This is a genomic window from Candidatus Poriferisodalis sp., assembly GCF_965208485.1.
In the GTDB taxonomy this organism is placed as follows: Bacteria; Actinomycetota; Acidimicrobiia; order Acidimicrobiales; family Poriferisodalaceae; genus Poriferisodalis.
On the sequence record NZ_OZ242344.1, the window covers coordinates 3,020,277 to 3,035,915 of the forward strand.

Below are 15,639 nucleotides of genomic sequence, written 5' to 3' on the forward strand. Positions count from 1 at the left end.
CGCCGTTTCCGCCACTGGTGCATTCGGCGGCGTCGCCTGCCGCCGGAGTGCGAAGCTGTGGCAGATGCAGTCCGAGTCCCATGAGAGCAACGTTCACGACCTCGGCGGCGTGAGGGGGTACGGGCCGGTGCCGCATGATCCGGCGGAGCCACCGTTTCATGCCGACTGGGAGAAGCGCGTGTTCGGCCTGCTGGGCGCCGTGACGTCGGCGACGGCCCGTCGGCCGGGCGAATTTCGCTACGCACTTGAGCGCCTCGACCCGGCCGATTACTTCGATCACGGCTACTACGGGCGCTGGCTGGCGGGTTTCGAGGTCCTGCTCGCTGAGTACAGCGTGATCAGCCCCGGCAAGATGACCAGCGAAGTCGCTGAGCGCACCGAAGTTCCCCTCTCCGAGGCGGCCGGTGCATCTCCGGTTCAGCGTGCTGCGCCCGTTGCCGTCCTTGACTCGGGACGTCTGCCGCCTGATCGGCCCACGCCGACTCCCCGACGTCGCACGGTGCGACGCCAACTGTCCGAGCGCCCCCGCTTCAGCGTGGGCGACCGGGTGATTGCCCCGGGTCCAGCGCAACCGGGCCACACACGGCGGCCGGACTACGCAGTGGGCAAGGTGGGCATGGTCACCAAGCTGCACCCGGCCGAGGTGCTGCCCGACAGCACGGCGCACGACATGGGCGAGCGACCTCAGCACGTCTACTGCGTGGGCTACGACGCCCGGACGCTGTGGGGCGATGAGGCTGAACCGAACACCACCATTCACGTCGACCTCTACGAGTGCTACCTGCAGGCGGCACCGTCAGAAGACTGAGCTGCCGGCAACGGAGGAACCGATGCACGACGATCACGGACACGGGAACACTCACGATCACTGCGACGCGTCATCGCCGCAGATCCGCGTTGAGGCGCTGGAAGACCTCTTGGTGGAGCGAGGCATTGCCGACCGTGAGCGGATCGACGCCACCATCGAGCGCTTCGAGCACGATGTCGGCCCGATGATCGGCGCCGGTCTCGTGGCCCGAGCCTGGGTCGACTCCAGCCTGCGGACACGCCTGCTCGACGATGCCGACGCCGTCGTGGCTGAGCTGGGCGTGCGCGGCGCCGAGATCGAGCACATCGAGATCAAGGCCAATGAGCCTGGCGTGCACAACGTGGTGGTCTGCACGCTGTGTTCGTGCTACCCGTGGGCGCTGCTGGGCTTGCCGCCGAATTGGTACAAGAGTCCCGAGTACCGGGCACGCATGGTGCGTGAGCCCCGTGCGGTGCTGTCCGAGATGGGCTTGGACCTCGAACCTGACACTGAGATGCGCGTCTGGGATTCCAGCTCGGAGACGCGCTTTCTGGTGCTGCCCGAGCGGCCTGCGGGCACCGAGGGCTGGCCCGTCGAGCGCCTCGCCGAACTGGTGACCAGGGATTCCATGATCGGCGTGGCGCGGGCGGCTGACCCTGGCAATCAATGAGGCGGCGCCCATGAGCATCGACCTGCTGGAGGGCACCCCGGCCGCCATGCCGCGCGACAACGGTGAGCTGGTCTTCTCCGAACCGTGGCAAGTCCGGGCATTCGGCCTGGCAGCCGACCTCGTCGACGGCGGCTGCTTCACTTGGGACGAGTTCCGCGTCCACCTCATCAAGGCCATTTCACGTTGGGAGACGGCATCCGGCGGCGGCGAGGTGGCTGAGCCGTGGGACTACTACCAGTGCTGGCTGACAGCACTCGAGCACACAGTGGCCGAACGCGACCTGCTGAGCGGTGATGCGGTTGCCGATCACGTCGCCGCGTACGCCTCCCGCCCGGCTGGCCACGACCATTCAGGCGACTGCTGAGTCCGTCTGAGTCCGTCTGAGTCCGCAGACATCGGCCTGCATCTGTCGGCTTCTGCCAGCACGCGCCCGAACCGTACGGGTGTCTGGCCTGAATTTGGCGGGTCGGCGGCTGTTTGGGGTGGTGGTGGGCTTGTGACCTGTGGTTTGTGTTCGGTCAGGGTGGACCATTGACCCTCTCTGGTTTCCACATCTCTCGGTCGTCCTGAGCTTTGCAGCCCTCGTCTTCTTCTCCGGCTGTCGCCGACAACAACCCGCTCTTGACTATGAACTGACGCGTTTGGCTCGTACGGTGGTGATGAATCCAAGGATCTGTGAGGAACTACGAGGCTTCCATGAGATTTCTGTCAAGACTGATTCCCCGGTCCACCAGCGGGCGTTGGGCGGCTGGCCTCGGCGTTGCCGCTGTAGTCGGGGTCGGCATCTACTTGGTCTTCTTCGTTTTCGCGTTTCATCTGATCTTCGTGGACGAGGTGGTCGACGAGGAGGGTCCTGAGTTCGCCGTCGAGGCCGACATCGACGAGCTGATCCGTGAAGCGCTTGACACCGTCGGGACGGCGGGAGCGCCAAGTGCATCGGCTGGCTCGACGGGCGGGTCCGATGTCGGCGAATCCGGCACCGCTGGTTCAGGGGCCACACCGGTCGCCGACGAGTCAATGTCGGTGGCCGAGCATCCTGATGACGAAGGCGAGGCAGCCACCGCCGCCACAGATGCGCCCGCTGCGAACGCGTCCGCGGCGACAGTTCCAGCCACTACAGCAGCCGCGACGGCCACGACGGAACCCGACGACGGCGGCGTCCGCGTCGCTTACGTAGGGAGCTTCGGGTCCCGGTCGCACCCCGCGGAGGGCACGGCGGTCGTGCTCACGGACGGTACGCAGACCTTCCTGCGGTTCGACGACGACTTCGCTACCGACAACGGCCCCGATCTGAACGTGTACCTGCACACTGCGGGTCCGGACGCCTCGGTTGACGATCTAGTGGGCGATTTCATCGACTTGGGCGACCTGAAGGGCAATATCGGGGCGCAGAACTACGTGGTTCCCGACGACGTGGACCTCAACCGCTACAGCACCGTATCAGTCTGGTGTGTCCGCTTCCGCGTGGTCTTCGGCACCGCTGAGCTGGTGCCGATGAGCTGATCTCCAGCCTTGTCAGGGCCTCGCCGTCCCGCACGGCGGACGCATCCATCGGGCACAGTCTCTGAGGTCCGGGCATGGCGTCGGCGGGTGCGGTAGAGGACGGGCAGGTCTATCCGGCTGCAGGTTGCGCTGGGGCAGTGTCGCGCTGACATGCATGGCGTCTCCTCTGGTTCGGCGCTGCTCGGCGAAGGGCCATCTTGCTGCAATCGGCCGCACTGCCGCAGCCCGCGGCCAGGGCCGTGCACCAGACTGGATACGCGGACGGCACAATTGCCAGTCAGAACGGCAATAGATGGACCCGCCGCTAGGGCTCGCTTGTGGCCGAGACAACCACCATGTTGGCGATCCCGGTCGCTCTGCCGACGTATGGGAAACGCTGGCGGACTTCGGGGAGATCGTGCGCTGAACTCCGAACGTCGATCACTCATGCCTGTTGAGTGCCCAGTCCGAGGGCGTGGACACGGTACGTCGCATCCGAACCGGACGCAGGACGCTGGTGGAGCGAGTGGTCGAGTGGGCGCCCGGCCAACAACTCAGCTATGTCATCGAGGGGCTGCCTGCCATGGTCCGGTCGCTGCAGAGCACTTGGCATCTCGACGAGCGAGGCTCCCGCACGGTGGTGTCGCTCACCATCGCCGTCGACACAGGGTCGATCGCCGATGCTGGCATGTCGGTCGATGTTGCCAGCCCCAAGGGCGGGGTCATCCCAGTGGACCCGCAGTCGCTGCGTTCCCCGCTGCACACCGAGGCTTGTGACCGCTTCCTCGCGGATGAGGAGCTGAAGGCCAAGGTGCTGGAATCGCTGGCCGTCGTTCCGCCGCCGCGGCCTGTCCGCCACCGAGACAGAGGCCGTCCTGACCTCGACCTTGAGCACGCTATTGGGCTGAGACAGCCGCATTATCTCTGCGCCCTCGGCAGGATTCGAACCTGCGACGCACGGTTTAGGAAACCGACGCTCTATCCCCTGAGCTACGAGGGCGGGGTGTGTGCGAAATGTAGTGCGGAATACGGTGCGGAATTAAGTGCGGAATTGGAGACCGGCGTTCAGTCTGATTGTGGCCTGTGGGGGCGGCTGTGCTGGGTTTCGGGGCTGATTTTGGGGTGTTTCAGGCCGCGATCGTCAGTTTCGGGGGCGGTGGCTGCTGCTGTTGCTGTTCGTCGGGGACGAGGAGCTGTCCGAAGATTTCGGTGTGGTGATCGTTGGTGCGTTTGGCGTGGGCGAGCATGGCTCGGGCGAGCTGGAGAAGCTGGAAGCCGAGTGCCTGGTAGCGGTTGTTGTCGCGGGATTTGGTGATGCATCGCTTGTCTCGGAGCATTGCTTTGAGGTCTCGGTTGCTGGACTCGGCGTCTTCTCGGCATCCGAAGACGTCTTCGAAGTGGGGGTCGGATTCGGGGATCGATGAGATGGTGCCGGGGCGCCTTGTGTTCTTGTCGAGTTTGAGTTCTTCGAGTGGTGTGTCCATGCGCATGCTGATCGTCGCGCCTTGCTGGTGTTTGGGGACGATGGGGTGGTCGGGGAGCGCGAGGTCGTTGTAGACGGCGTAGCCGCTTGTTCTCTGTGTGACTCTGTATCGGCGGATGCAGCTCAGCGGCACATAGCAGTCGTCTCCGTCGCCGTTGGGCATGATGACGGTCTTGGTGCCGTCTATGGCGATGACCTCGGTGGCGAGCGCGATGGTCTCGGTGGTTACGCCGGTGGTCTCGTCGAGGGTCTTGTGAGTGAAGACCTGTTCGCCGTAGTTGCGCATGACCGGCTTTTCCTTGGTGACGCGCCGCAGCTTGGCGATCGGCTGGATGCCTGTCTTGAGCAGCCAGTCGCGGTCCGCTGCGGGCAGCGCCATGTCGTACCCGAATCCGTAGAGCCCTTCGATGACTTCGGTGCGTTCTTCGAGCAGCTGTGCGAGCACTTGCACGCACAGCGTGGCATCGGAGAACGAGCGCTGCGCTTCGCCTTTGATGTAGCAGCCGAGCAGCATGCGCTCTTGGGGGTAGGGGGTGCGCGAGAACAGCATGCAGTACTCGAAGTTCGGCCCGGGCGCGGTCTTGCCGGGTTCTGCTTCGGGTGTGAACGCCTCGCGGTCGCAGTTTCGGGGGTTGCCTCGTTTGGTGAGCTTGGTCGGGTCGGTGTTGTTGTACAGCCCGTCGACCTTGCAGCCGTCAGCGACGATCAGCTGGGTGGAGTCGGGAAGGGTGTAGGTGCCTGATGACGGGTTGAACTGTCCCATCGAGAGCAGCGCGTCGACGCAGTGTCCCATCGCGGCTCGTTCGAGCTTGTTGAGCACTGTGCCGTCGAGGTACTCCTTGCGGACCCGGTCGTGACAGAACCGGCTGAAGCTCGCAGACAGCCGCTGTTCGGGCCTGTCGGGACGGGCCGCGTCCAGTCTTCTGTTGATCGTTTGCCACAGGCTCTCGGCAGGTCCCGCAGCAAGATCGGGGTTGATCTCGAAGTGCATCGCGGTGGCTCCGCCGAAGATGTAGGTGCCGCACAAGAACACCACCGCGTCGAACGCTGTGTACCCGGGACGGCGCCCTCTGGTGCCCTGGCGAATGGCGTCGATCTCTTCTTGGAAGTCCTGAGCGATCTGCCAGGTCGCCTCCATCGCGGCGACCGCGCAGATCAGCTGCACCCGGGTGGCGCGCACCCCGAAGCCTTTGAACTTGCGCTCCTTGTCGTCTTCATTGTTGTGCTTGTCGTCGTGGTCGGGTCTGCTAGCGGCGGTGGCGGTGGCGAGGTCTTTGACACGGATCGGCTCGCCGTCCGCGAACAGCGCCCGATAACGGGTCTCGCATGTTCGGTCGACGGTCGTGTTCTCAGCCATCGCTGCCGCCTTCGGGCAGGGCGCGTCGGAACACCTTGATGACATCGTCCACGGAGTCCACACCCAGGAAATTGGCGGCGGCGATGATCCCGTGAGCGTGGGCGATGCGGTGCGCCGTGGTGTAGCGGATCGAGCGCGCCACGACCCCCGGGCGGTGTGCGATGCCGGCGTCTTCGAGCACTCTTCGCAGTCTCACCGTGACCGAGTGCTTCGCTCGGTCCAGCGAAAGTCCCGCCGTCACGCACAAGGGTGCCGAGGCGCACAGACCGCTGCGGTTGCGCAGCTGGAACCTGACTTCTATCTGTCCCCAGTCGTCGAAGGGGTTGACGCGCTCGGCGATTCCCTTGGCGCCGGGCAGGCGCACGAACCCGCGCACCGGGTCGATGTGGCCCGCAGTGATCGTGGCGATCTCCGACGCGGTGGCGCCGGCACCGCTGAGCGCGACCAGCAGAGGCAGATCAGTTGTGATCATCCCGCCCTTGGCGCTGGCTCGCACCAGCCGCGTCTCGTCCGCCGTCAGAGGACGCATAGCGGACTCGCTCGTCTGGCGCCTGGGCATCTCGCAGAGCAGCGACGCAGCCTCGACATTCGCGCCCAATGCCTGCGCCGCCTCCAGCACCGACCTCGCGGCCCACGCCCTGTTCGACGCGGTGTTCGGCGCCACCTGCCGGTACTCACCCATCGCGTTCGGCCGTGCTGTGCAGCACCAGTTCGACACCATCTCCATGACGACCCGATCCCACGTGCGCGCGACGCTGTTCAGATATCTCAGAAGACGGGTCGCTTCCTCGGTGGCTTTCTTCGCGGTCGCGGCGTTTGCGATATAGCGCGCACGGACCGCTTCGATGATTGCCGGTATCCAGCACTCGATCCGAGGCTCATTCATCGACTGAAGCTCCAAAGCGAATACAGCCGCACGGATATAGTGGGATGTCTCGGAGTCGATGATTTCTCGCGCGTCTGTGCCCCAGGTGTTCCCGGCGAGCGGAAACAGAGTCGGCGAGAAATTGACGTTATGTTCCATGGCACTGGTGACCGGCTGCAGCGTTCCAGGTGCAATTTGGGCGCTGTGGCCGGTTGCTTCAAATATGTGTGGTGCGCATAGTTTAGTGAGTTTTGCCGGAATCGGTCACGAATTAAATTTGAGCCGTTCACGCCATTGAATGAAAATGCGGCCATCTGACAGTCCGAACATCGTGAATCGCGGCAACGGCGCGACCAGTGGGCGAGAAAACCGTAAGGCGCCAATGTCGCTTATGTCAAGGCTTTAGCGGACGTGTTAGCGATCCGAGTTCGGCCCCGAAATCTGCACTCGAATTGCGTTCGGCGAGTGATCCAACACCGAGAACTTGTGTTGAATGTTGAGACTGCAGTTGAGTCTAATTGTTTAGCGAGCTATGTACGTTAGGAAAATCAAAGGGCCATCGCCGCTCTACCGCTGCCCCTAAGACCAGCAGGGGCACGGAGACCGGAGACCTAGCTCAGAATAAGCTCGCTTGATCACACGATCGCTATAGAGGCGTCTAAGGGTTCCGACAGTAGCTTACACCTGTCGATCTCGGGTCGCTTCGGTCCAATCCCTTACGAGAGCCGGGATGCGATCGACAATCTCGCGGCCGAAGATCACCTCATCGACATAACCCATGTGCATGGCATCGACTAGCCGACACAGATACGACCTGCCCATGCCCCACCAGGTTCTGTGAGAGTCGAGGAAGAAATAGTGTGCGACACTCTTTTCTGACACTGTAGCAAGTTTCTTGAGTTCCATGCCGTCAAGCAGCGTTTCATAGATTCCCCCGGCGACCCGGCTCCCAAAGGTGGTGGTGTAGTAATACTCTTTGATCTCCCATATCGCTATCGGGTCGATGACTGAGCGATATGCGCCGTCTACACGGCGGGCGAGAGTTCCAACAAGGCCGGCATCATCTGTTACCTTTGTAAGCTGCTTGGGATCGTAATCACATTCAGTATCGCCGATTGCTGCTTCGATGAGCATGTTGATGAGACCCGTGAAGTACGCCGGCACCTTCTTTTCGCCTCTTTGCTTGTTCATGGGCTGAGGACTGGACGGATCGAGTTCTGCCAACTTGCTCATGTAGAGCGTGCTGACTTCCTCTACGTCCATTAGGTGGTGCTGGACATGGGAATTGAGTGCCTCGGCGCGATACTGGAAATAGTCGAGTAGGTGTTCGCCGAGTGGTGTCAGCCCATCGGTGGTACGAATTCGCGTGTTGGGGATGCCGAGCTTCTGGGCCGTCTGGTCCAGAGCCCGCTCGTTGGGAGCCTTGACTTCGGATTTCCCGTGTATCGAATACCCGTGCTGTTCGCCGACGGCTCGGACGTACGCCCAGAAGAAATCAGATTGGTTCAGAAAGCGTGGATCAGGTTGCATTCTCGACTCCCGACGTGGGCACCCACAAACGGGTGTCAGTATGTCAGCAGGAGCCTGTCGGTGACGACTTCGTGCTCTAGGGAGTTTCCCGCCATCTGAAAGCGCTTCAGCATTGATCGTCCACAGTTCACGGCGACTTCGCGTTCGAAGAGTCCACGCGGGAAATCGAATTCGACGACGGTGCGGCCCGATGCCTTGCTGCCGTCGATGCTCAAGGCGACAAGGACCCCTCGGCGCTTGCAGTCAGCGATCGACTCGACGAGATCGGCAAGATCGAACGCCTGCGCCCCGTAGATGATGCTCTGCGTATCAGAGTACGGAGGATCGCAGTAGATCAGATCACCCGCCGTCGCCTGTGCCATGGTGTCTCTGAAGTCCTGGTGCAAGAATCGGGCACCCGCGGTTCTCTGGGACCAGATCGAGACGCGCCGCGAGAACGATTCGGGAGCTATGGGCGAATGCGCGCCGCATGGCGTCGACATGTGACCATCCTTGCGGAACCGGATCACACCTCCGTAGCAGGCACGGCTCAGGTAGAGCAGATCAGCTGCATTCGGTCGCGCGTTGTATGAAGCTCGTACCCGCTCGTAGGCATCCTTCTTGCCAACTGCATTCATGAGTTCCCAGCGAGACCGATACCATTGACGCAACTCGTTTGGCCGCTCATGAAGTGCCACAAAGATGTCGATCAATGGCCAGAAAGCATCAGCTGCCACAGCCCTTTCGGGCGCTAGTGTCGCCAAGACGGCGCCGCTGCCGAGAAACGGCTCAAAATACGTGCCGAAATTATGCGGGAAGCATTCAATGATCTCATGGGCGAATCGCTGTTTATTGCCGATCCACTTGAGCAGTTGCGTCTTGAAAGGGGCAACCGATCTCGGTTCTTCATCAAGGCTAGGCAATGTCAGCTGAAGCACTTCATCAGCATAGCCGCGTTGCACAATCGCTGAATGGATTTCCATAGACACGTACTAGTCGCCAGAAGAGTTGGCGTCAAGCTATTTTTCTTTCTGGCTGGTTCCACTTCATAGATGCCTGACTGACTCTGCGTGACTAAGTTCCAAGCCTGGGCAAGAGGGAGGGCGGCGTTCAGGGCACGTACTGCTTCGGCCGAACGGCAGAACAACGTTAGGCGTGATTAGTAACCGCCTGATCAAGCGGCACGCCTTTTTGCACTGTCGTTTCGATGTGTTCCGCGTACCACACTATGCCGAGATCGTAGCCAGCCGTTACGGATATCGACAGGTTGCCCACCTGAACTGGCGGTTCAGCATATTGGTATGTGCCGGAGAAAACACCGAGCAATGCGAATTGCTTCTCCTGCGAGTAGAGCATGCGTCCGTTCTTCATAACGGTGTCGGTGGGCTTTGAGATGACCAAGCTGCCCGATGATCCCGGGAAGAGTTTTGCGTCGATCAGGAAGTAAGGATTGCCTCCGAAGTGCATGCCCCAACGGGATGCGACTACGCCTGATTTGATAATCGGAAACACGTTGGTCTTGTCGTAGAATCCTTCTGGATAGCCGACGACTAGCACATCACTCGCTGTATTGACGTCGATGTTGTTCTGACCCGCGAAATTCTCCGCGCTGAGCATCCAAGTGGACATGTAGTTGGCACCAGCCTCTACGCCTTCGGCAATCAAGTCCGACATTCGGATCGCTGCGATGTCGACAAAAGGGTCCGGATGGAAGAGTGCGCGGTCGATCCATTCGTCTGAACCCAGCTCGATGGGCACCCACTTCAGTGTTCCAGCGTCTGTGTACTCGCGCAAGTTGAAAGTGATGAGACTTGCTGGCGTCTCGTTCTGCGCGGATGGGTGCAGGAGGGCGTGCCGGTTGGTGACCAGCCAAGTTTCGATCACCGTCCTCCACTGGGGGCCGTTCCCGTTCTTGGACTCGAGTTGGTTGTAGAAGAAGGCTGTGGCCTGTGAGCTGCCGACCGGGAACTCTGCCTCGATGATCGTTGACACGGCATGTAGAGCGTCGTCGATGCTCACTATGCGCGGCCTCCTGTTCGCGACGCCACGCCGGCTGTGGATGTACGGCTGCCGTTGCCGCGCTCGCGCTGGGCTTGCGAGCGTGCGCCTGTGACGTTCATGCGCCAGTTCAGCATCTCAGGGCTGACGGCGAGACGTCGGAGGGCGCCGGCGAAGGCGAACCGGCCGCGGGCGGTGGCGAGTGCCATCTGTCTGGTGACGAGGAGTGCGCCGGCGATCCAGTCGGCCTCTTGTTCGTGGTCGGCTCTCCAGTCTCTGCACCCGGTCAGCGGATCGAGTGCGGGTGCGGGAGTGTGTTGGAGGATGCAGTGGCCGAGTTCGTGGGCGATGCTGCTGTGCTGACGCGCTGTTGAGTGCGTGTCGTTGTAGACGATGATGCGCCGGCGGCCTTCGAACACTATGAGCGCGGAGAAGGCTTCGGGTTCCTCGGTGATGAAGTGCTCAGCTGCGGTGCATATGGCCCTGAGTTCGGTGAGCGGCAGCACGGGCACATCGAGATGGTGCGCGAGTGCGAACGGGTCGAGCCGGTCGAACGGCCTGAGTCCGAGTTCGCTTCTCAGCTCGGACGCGAGAGCGGTCGCTTCGGTCTTGAACCCGCGTCGCAGTGCCATGGCCTAGTCCTGTGCTCTGAGCCTTGCGTAGGTGGCCTTGATGACTTCGTTGAGCGCTGTGGCGGCTTCGGGTGTGAGGTTCTTGTCGCTTCGCAGGTGAGTGGCGATCTGGGCGAGCGGCTCGGCTTGTGGGCGGTCGGATTCGGACCGCACGAAGTCGTCGGCTGACAGTCCCGACCAGGCCGCGAGCGCAGCGAGCCCGTCGACGTCGGGCCGCCGGCCCTGGGCCATGCGCGTCAGCGTCGAGGCGCTCACGCCAGACTCGCCGGCGACCTGCTTCCAGGTGAGCCGGCGTGCTTGGCGCTCGGCGTCGAGAGCCTCGTAGAACGCGTCACTGTCGAACCAGCCGCTCTTGCCATCCATGCGCCCCTCCGTCAGTTGCAGTTTCGCAATTACACCTCTATAGTGCAAATGCACGATGGCAATCCGCCATCAGAAACGCAACTGATACTCGGGAGGGTAGCTGATGAATGACAAGGCAGAAACACCAGGCGAGCCGGGCCGCGAACGGCCCGTGCCGATCAAGGTGAACAAGAAACCCGTCAAGGTCGACGGGCCGACCGCGACCGGCCTGCAGATCAAGCAGGCCGCGATCGACCAAGGGGTGTCGATCCAGCTCGACTTCAAATTGTCAGTCATCGGCGAAGACGGCAAGGAGATACCCGTCCGCGACGACCAGCCTGTCCGACTGCATCACGGCTCGGAGTTCTTCGCTGTCGCCGGGGACGACAACTCCTAGGAACCGGCTGATGAAGCCCAAAGTCCAAGAAGCCGTCGCGGAGCTGCGAGCGTGCTTCCCCGCCGCCGTCGTCACAGCCGACGACGACGGCAGCGGGGGAGCGTTCGTCACCATCGACCCGATCGACCCGGGTCCCGCGTACCGCCAGAGCAGGACGCGGCTGAAGTTCCACATCAACCACATGTATCCCGACGCCGACGTCTATCCGCTGTTCGTGCGCCCCGACCTTCGTCGAGTCGACGGCCGCAGGCACGGAAAAGGCTTCGCCACGGGGTCGTACCGGGACGAATCAGCGCTGCAGCTCTCACGCCGCAGCAACCATCGGACCGCCGAGTTCGACACCGCAGCCCGCAAAGTCCTCAAAGTCATCGAATGGCTGCACGCACAATGAACAGCACAGCGTGCCTCCGACTGCCCGCCGCGCTGATGGGCGACCTGCGGGAGCACCTGTTCCGCCCAGACGGCGACGAGCACGGGGCAGTCATCGGTGCATCGGTCATCGAGACCGGGCGAGGGATTCGGCTGCTCGCGCGTCGCCTGTTCCTGGCAGAAGACGGCATCGACTACGTGCCGGGAGAACGCGGCCACCGGATGCTCACCCCTTGTTTCGTGCTGCGCTGTGTGCGCGCCTGCGCACAGCAAGGACTCGCGTACCTCGCAGTGCACAACCACCCCGGCAGCGACCGGGTCGCGTTCTCAGGCGACGATATGGCATCGCACCGACGCGGCTACCCGGCGCTGCTGGACATACTCGACGGCTCGCCGGCTGGGGCGCTGGTGTTCGCCCGCAACGCAGCGGCCGGCGACATCTGGCTGTCCCCACAGCACCAGATCGAGCTCGACCACGCCGTCGTCACCGGCCGCACACCGCACGTGCTCCACCCGGCGCCGCGAAAGCCTCGCGCGGCCGACGCGCGCTATGACCGCCAAGCGAGACTGTTCGGCGACCGCGGCCAGCAAGCCCTCGGGGCACAGAAGATCGGCATCGTCGGAGCCGGAGGCATCGGCTCGCTCGTCAACGAATACCTGTCCAGGCTCGGCATCGGCCATCTCGTCGTCATCGACCACGACCCGATCGAGGCAACCAATATCTCACGAGTCGTCGGCGCCAGAGCCTCGGACTGCAAACCCACATGGCTGCCGGCCAAGATCGCCCGCCTGCTCGGATGGAAGCCGACCCCCAAAGTCCGGATCGCCGAACGAGTCGCCAAAGAGGCCAACCCCGACATCAGGTTCGACGCGATCGAAGCAGACATCGTGGACCCCCACGCCGCGGACCGGCTCGTGGACTGCGACGCGATCTTCCTCGCAGCCGACACCATGCGCGCCCGCCACGTCGTCAACTCGATCTGCCACCGCTACCTGATCCCGGTCTGGCAGGCAGGCACCAAAGTCCACCTGAACGACTCCACAGGCGACATCGCAGACGTGTTCTCTGTTGTCCGCCGACTCGTGCCCGGCGAGTCCTGCCTGTGGTGCAGCGGACTGATCGACCGCACCCGGCTCGCCGAGGAAGCCGCCTCGCCCCAACAACGCGCCGCGCAGACCTACATCGACGAAATCCCCAACCCCAGCGTCATCACGCTCAACGCCGTCGCGGCAGCTCACGCCGTCGACGACTACCTGTTCACCACCGTCGGACTCACCAGCCCGAGCGCGCGAGCCGAGTGGATCAGGCACCACCCCCTCAGCGAGTACTTCGCGCAGCTCAAAACAGCCAGCGAGCCCGGCTGCCCGCAGTGCGGAGGGCACCTCGCAGCAGGACCGCTCGAGCCCCTGCCAGTACGAGAACGGAGCCAATAGATGACTCACACAACCCATCAAACCCCGACCGCCGTAGACGAACGATCGGCAGCCGCACGGCTGCTCGACCATCCGCTCGCGCTCATAGCAACGACGCTCACCGGACTGTCGCTCGCATATGTGGCTTACCTGACAATCAGCGACGGATGGCTCGGGGCCGCCAAAGCATGGCTCACATGGCCCGCCTTCACCATCCTCAACCTCGCAGCCACCGCAGCGACCTTTCTCTCTGCATGGCTCGCATGGCGCGAATTCAAGTGGTCCACCGGCGGGCAAAGAGTCCTGCACGCCTCCGTGTTCACCGTGTCCGCTGTGCTGTTCCTGGCATTCATCGTCAGCGCCGCAATCGCCATCGTGATGCTCGTCGTCTATCTGCTGGGCAGCTCCGACGACGACAACGACAGCCGCTTCCGAGGCCGTCCACCCCGTCGCCGCCGCAGACGCCGATCAGGACAACGAACTCGCCATCGCAGCCGTAGCCGCGGTCGCCGAAGTCGAACACGCCGAACGCGGCGACGATGAACCGCATGTTCGGCGCAGACGCACACACACCAACACTGAGGAACTGCGCAGCTCGCGTCGGCATCGCGCGACACCGCCGAGAGGGACCCAGGCGAACCGCCCGGGTCCCTCCGAAGCCGGCTGCGCCAGCGTCCACGACGACATCGTCAACTACCGGGCCAGGCCGGCACACGTCAAGCCGACCGACTCCGAACTGAGGCGATCGACACCGCGACACCCAGGCACAACGAACCAAAGACAGAACTCGGTCCGCTCGGCGAATCCCTTGGCTTTGCTCAGCCTGGGGGATTGCAAGTTTGACTTGACGAACTGGGTCTCAGCGGGCCGTCATACTGCGAACACTCGTGCGATCTTGTGGCGTGCTGCGCAGTCAAGCACCGTGCCTGCAAGCCTGCACTGGGCTGTATCCGCTGGGCTGTATCAATAGGCGTGAGGTGGACGGTGCGGGGCTTGAGCCCGTGCCGCGTCGGTCCTGAACCGGCTGCTCTGCCTCGGAGCAAGGCGCCCTACCGTGACCCGCTCGGACGCCGGTTTCGGGCGGGTTCGCTCGTCATGGCATCTGCGTGCAGACGTCCGCAGAGGCATCCAGCGAGCCCCTGCATGCATTCGATGCGCGGCCCAGCGTGTCCGCTGCGGCCACGACGAAGCTCCGTGCATCCGCGGGGCGCGCTGAATTGTCCGGCGTTGACCGGACGGGGCAGACATGGTTCCCTCCGGGCCGGCCAGCGCGGTTGTGGTCGCACACGGACGCCCCCGGCTCGGAGGGAGCCACCCGATCCTATGCGTCTGTGTGCCCGCGTGTGTCCGAAATGTGAGCGTTTTGTTAGAGCGTCTTGTTAGAGGCCGCGCGGATAGGCGGCCGTCCACGGGTCGTCTGGTTCGCCGGTGTATTGGTCGGGTTGTCCTGAACTTGACGACCGTGGAGGCCGGTTTCATCATGCGCGCTTTGAGCAAGGTGGTGGTGGATGTCATCTGGGCTGCGGTCGAGCCGCGGTTGGCTCGTCCCCGGTCGCATCCGCTGGGCTGTCACCGGCCTCGGATATCGGATCGGCTGTGCCTGCGGGGGATCATCATCAGGCTGGTGACGGGCTGCTCGTGGGAGTCCGTTGAGCACCTGTTGGACGGCGAGGTGTCTGACACGACGCTGCGGTCGCGCCGCGACGAATGGGTCGCCGCCGGGGTGTTCGATCACATCGCGGCCGAGGCGATCGCCGCGTGGGACCGCATCATGGGCCTGCGGCTCGCCGATCTGTGCGTCGACGGCTCGGTCCACAAGGCCCCTTGCGGCGGGGCGGGGACTGGCAAAAGCCCTGTTGACAGGCGGAAACTGGGCTGGAAGTGGTCGCTGGCGACCGACGCGGCGGGCACCCCGGTCGCGTGGGCCGCCGACGGCGCGAACCGCAACGACATCATGCTGTTCGAGCCCACCCTCGCCGAGATCGAACGCCGAGGCCTGCACCACGACATCGAAACCGTCCATCTCGACCGCGGCTACATCGGCGCCCGCGTCGACCGGGCCGTCCACAAAGCAGGCATCGCCGACATCGAGCGGCCCGCCAAGCGGCCCCCCACAACCACAGACCCCAAACCGGCCGCCGCCCCCATGGGGCTGCGCTGGACAGTGGAGCGCACCAACTCCTGGCTGTCCAACTACGGGCAGCTACGACGCAACACCGACCGCAAACCCCAGCACCGCCTCGCCCAACTCGCCCTCGCCATAACGCTCATCATCGTCATCAAACTCATCGACCACCGCAACCGCTGGCAGCCCACCGAACCACCTATCCGCTGA

The 15,639-nt window shown here is 63.4% G+C and carries 16 protein-coding genes, 1 tRNA gene and 1 pseudogene; 10 read left to right on the forward strand and 8 right to left on the reverse strand.

Annotation, left to right across the window (positions count from 1 at the left end; translation table 11 throughout):
* Positions 1-64: 64 nt before the first annotated feature.
* From nthB to ACOGXQ_RS14160, 5 genes and pseudogenes are all read left to right on the forward strand, one after another.
* The gene (gene nthB / locus ACOGXQ_RS14140) at positions 65-808 is read left to right on the forward strand and encodes a nitrile hydratase subunit beta (RefSeq protein WP_419944269.1); all 744 of its coding nucleotides are present in this window, start codon (positions 65-67) and stop codon (positions 806-808) included.
* Positions 809-830: 22 nt separating this feature from the next.
* A complete protein-coding gene (nthA, locus tag ACOGXQ_RS14145) occupies positions 831-1,457 on the forward strand; it encodes a nitrile hydratase subunit alpha (protein ID WP_419944270.1) in 627 nt (208 codons plus the stop codon).
* Positions 1,458-1,467: 10 nt separating this feature from the next.
* Positions 1,468-1,821 carry a nitrile hydratase accessory protein gene (locus ACOGXQ_RS14150; RefSeq protein ID WP_419944271.1) on the forward strand — a complete coding sequence of 118 codons (354 nt, stop codon included), beginning with the start codon at positions 1,468-1,470 and terminating at the stop codon, positions 1,819-1,821.
* A 332-nt stretch (positions 1,822-2,153) separates the two neighbouring features.
* Positions 2,154-2,960, forward strand: a complete 807-nt coding sequence (locus ACOGXQ_RS14155; RefSeq protein WP_419944272.1) for a DM13 domain-containing protein — start codon at positions 2,154-2,156, stop codon at positions 2,958-2,960.
* Between the two features lie 505 nt (positions 2,961-3,465).
* Positions 3,466-3,546 (forward strand): annotated as a pseudogene (locus ACOGXQ_RS14160) (hypothetical protein); the annotation flags it as partial.
* Between the two features lie 320 nt (positions 3,547-3,866).
* On the opposite strand, the gene ACOGXQ_RS14165 reads toward ACOGXQ_RS14160, so the two are convergent.
* From ACOGXQ_RS14165 to ACOGXQ_RS14200, 8 genes are all read right to left on the reverse strand, one after another.
* Positions 3,867-3,939: transfer RNA gene (locus ACOGXQ_RS14165), tRNA-Arg, on the reverse strand.
* 127 nt (positions 3,940-4,066) lie between these two features.
* The gene (locus tag ACOGXQ_RS14170) at positions 4,067-5,779 is read right to left on the reverse strand and encodes a hypothetical protein (protein ID WP_419944273.1); all 1,713 of its coding nucleotides are present in this window, start codon (positions 5,777-5,779) and stop codon (positions 4,067-4,069) included.
* A complete protein-coding gene (locus tag ACOGXQ_RS14175; RefSeq protein WP_419944274.1) occupies positions 5,772-6,665 on the reverse strand; it encodes a hypothetical protein in 894 nt (297 codons plus the stop codon). The genes ACOGXQ_RS14170 and ACOGXQ_RS14175 overlap by 8 nt, the downstream gene beginning before the upstream one ends.
* 657 nt (positions 6,666-7,322) lie before the next feature.
* On the reverse strand, positions 7,323-8,174 hold the full coding sequence (locus tag ACOGXQ_RS14180) for a DUF7687 domain-containing protein (RefSeq protein ID WP_419944275.1): 852 nt from the start codon (positions 8,172-8,174) through the stop codon (positions 7,323-7,325).
* A 35-nt stretch (positions 8,175-8,209) separates the two neighbouring features.
* Complete coding sequence (locus ACOGXQ_RS14185) at positions 8,210-9,136, reverse strand: DNA adenine methylase (protein WP_419944276.1); 927 nt, start codon at positions 9,134-9,136, stop codon at positions 8,210-8,212.
* A 166-nt stretch (positions 9,137-9,302) separates the two neighbouring features.
* Complete coding sequence (locus ACOGXQ_RS14190) at positions 9,303-10,172, reverse strand: trypsin-like peptidase domain-containing protein (RefSeq protein WP_419944277.1); 870 nt, start codon at positions 10,170-10,172, stop codon at positions 9,303-9,305.
* On the reverse strand, positions 10,172-10,783 hold the full coding sequence (locus ACOGXQ_RS14195; protein WP_419944278.1) for an ImmA/IrrE family metallo-endopeptidase: 612 nt from the start codon (positions 10,781-10,783) through the stop codon (positions 10,172-10,174). Before ACOGXQ_RS14195 ends, ACOGXQ_RS14190 begins: the two co-directional genes overlap by 1 nt.
* Positions 10,784-10,786: 3 nt before the next feature.
* Positions 10,787-11,146 (reverse strand): helix-turn-helix domain-containing protein, encoded by a 360-nt coding sequence (locus tag ACOGXQ_RS14200; RefSeq protein ID WP_419944279.1) that lies wholly within the window; start codon positions 11,144-11,146, stop codon positions 10,787-10,789.
* A gap of 103 nt (positions 11,147-11,249) precedes the next feature.
* Between ACOGXQ_RS14200 and ACOGXQ_RS14205 the strand changes: the two genes are divergently transcribed.
* From ACOGXQ_RS14205 to ACOGXQ_RS14225, 5 genes are all read left to right on the forward strand, one after another.
* Positions 11,250-11,522, forward strand: a complete 273-nt coding sequence (locus tag ACOGXQ_RS14205) for a multiubiquitin domain-containing protein (protein ID WP_419944280.1) — start codon at positions 11,250-11,252, stop codon at positions 11,520-11,522.
* Between the two features lie 10 nt (positions 11,523-11,532).
* The gene (locus tag ACOGXQ_RS14210; RefSeq protein ID WP_419944281.1) at positions 11,533-11,913 is read left to right on the forward strand and encodes a hypothetical protein; all 381 of its coding nucleotides are present in this window, start codon (positions 11,533-11,535) and stop codon (positions 11,911-11,913) included.
* On the forward strand, positions 11,895-13,325 hold the full coding sequence (locus ACOGXQ_RS14215; RefSeq protein WP_419944282.1) for a ThiF family adenylyltransferase: 1,431 nt from the start codon (positions 11,895-11,897) through the stop codon (positions 13,323-13,325). The genes ACOGXQ_RS14210 and ACOGXQ_RS14215 overlap by 19 nt, the downstream gene beginning before the upstream one ends.
* Positions 13,326-13,847 carry a hypothetical protein gene (locus ACOGXQ_RS14220; RefSeq protein ID WP_419944283.1) on the forward strand — a complete coding sequence of 174 codons (522 nt, stop codon included), beginning with the start codon at positions 13,326-13,328 and terminating at the stop codon, positions 13,845-13,847.
* A 919-nt stretch (positions 13,848-14,766) separates the two neighbouring features.
* Positions 14,767-15,639, forward strand: coding sequence for an IS5 family transposase (locus ACOGXQ_RS14225; RefSeq protein ID WP_419947325.1), 873 nt, complete (start codon positions 14,767-14,769; stop codon positions 15,637-15,639).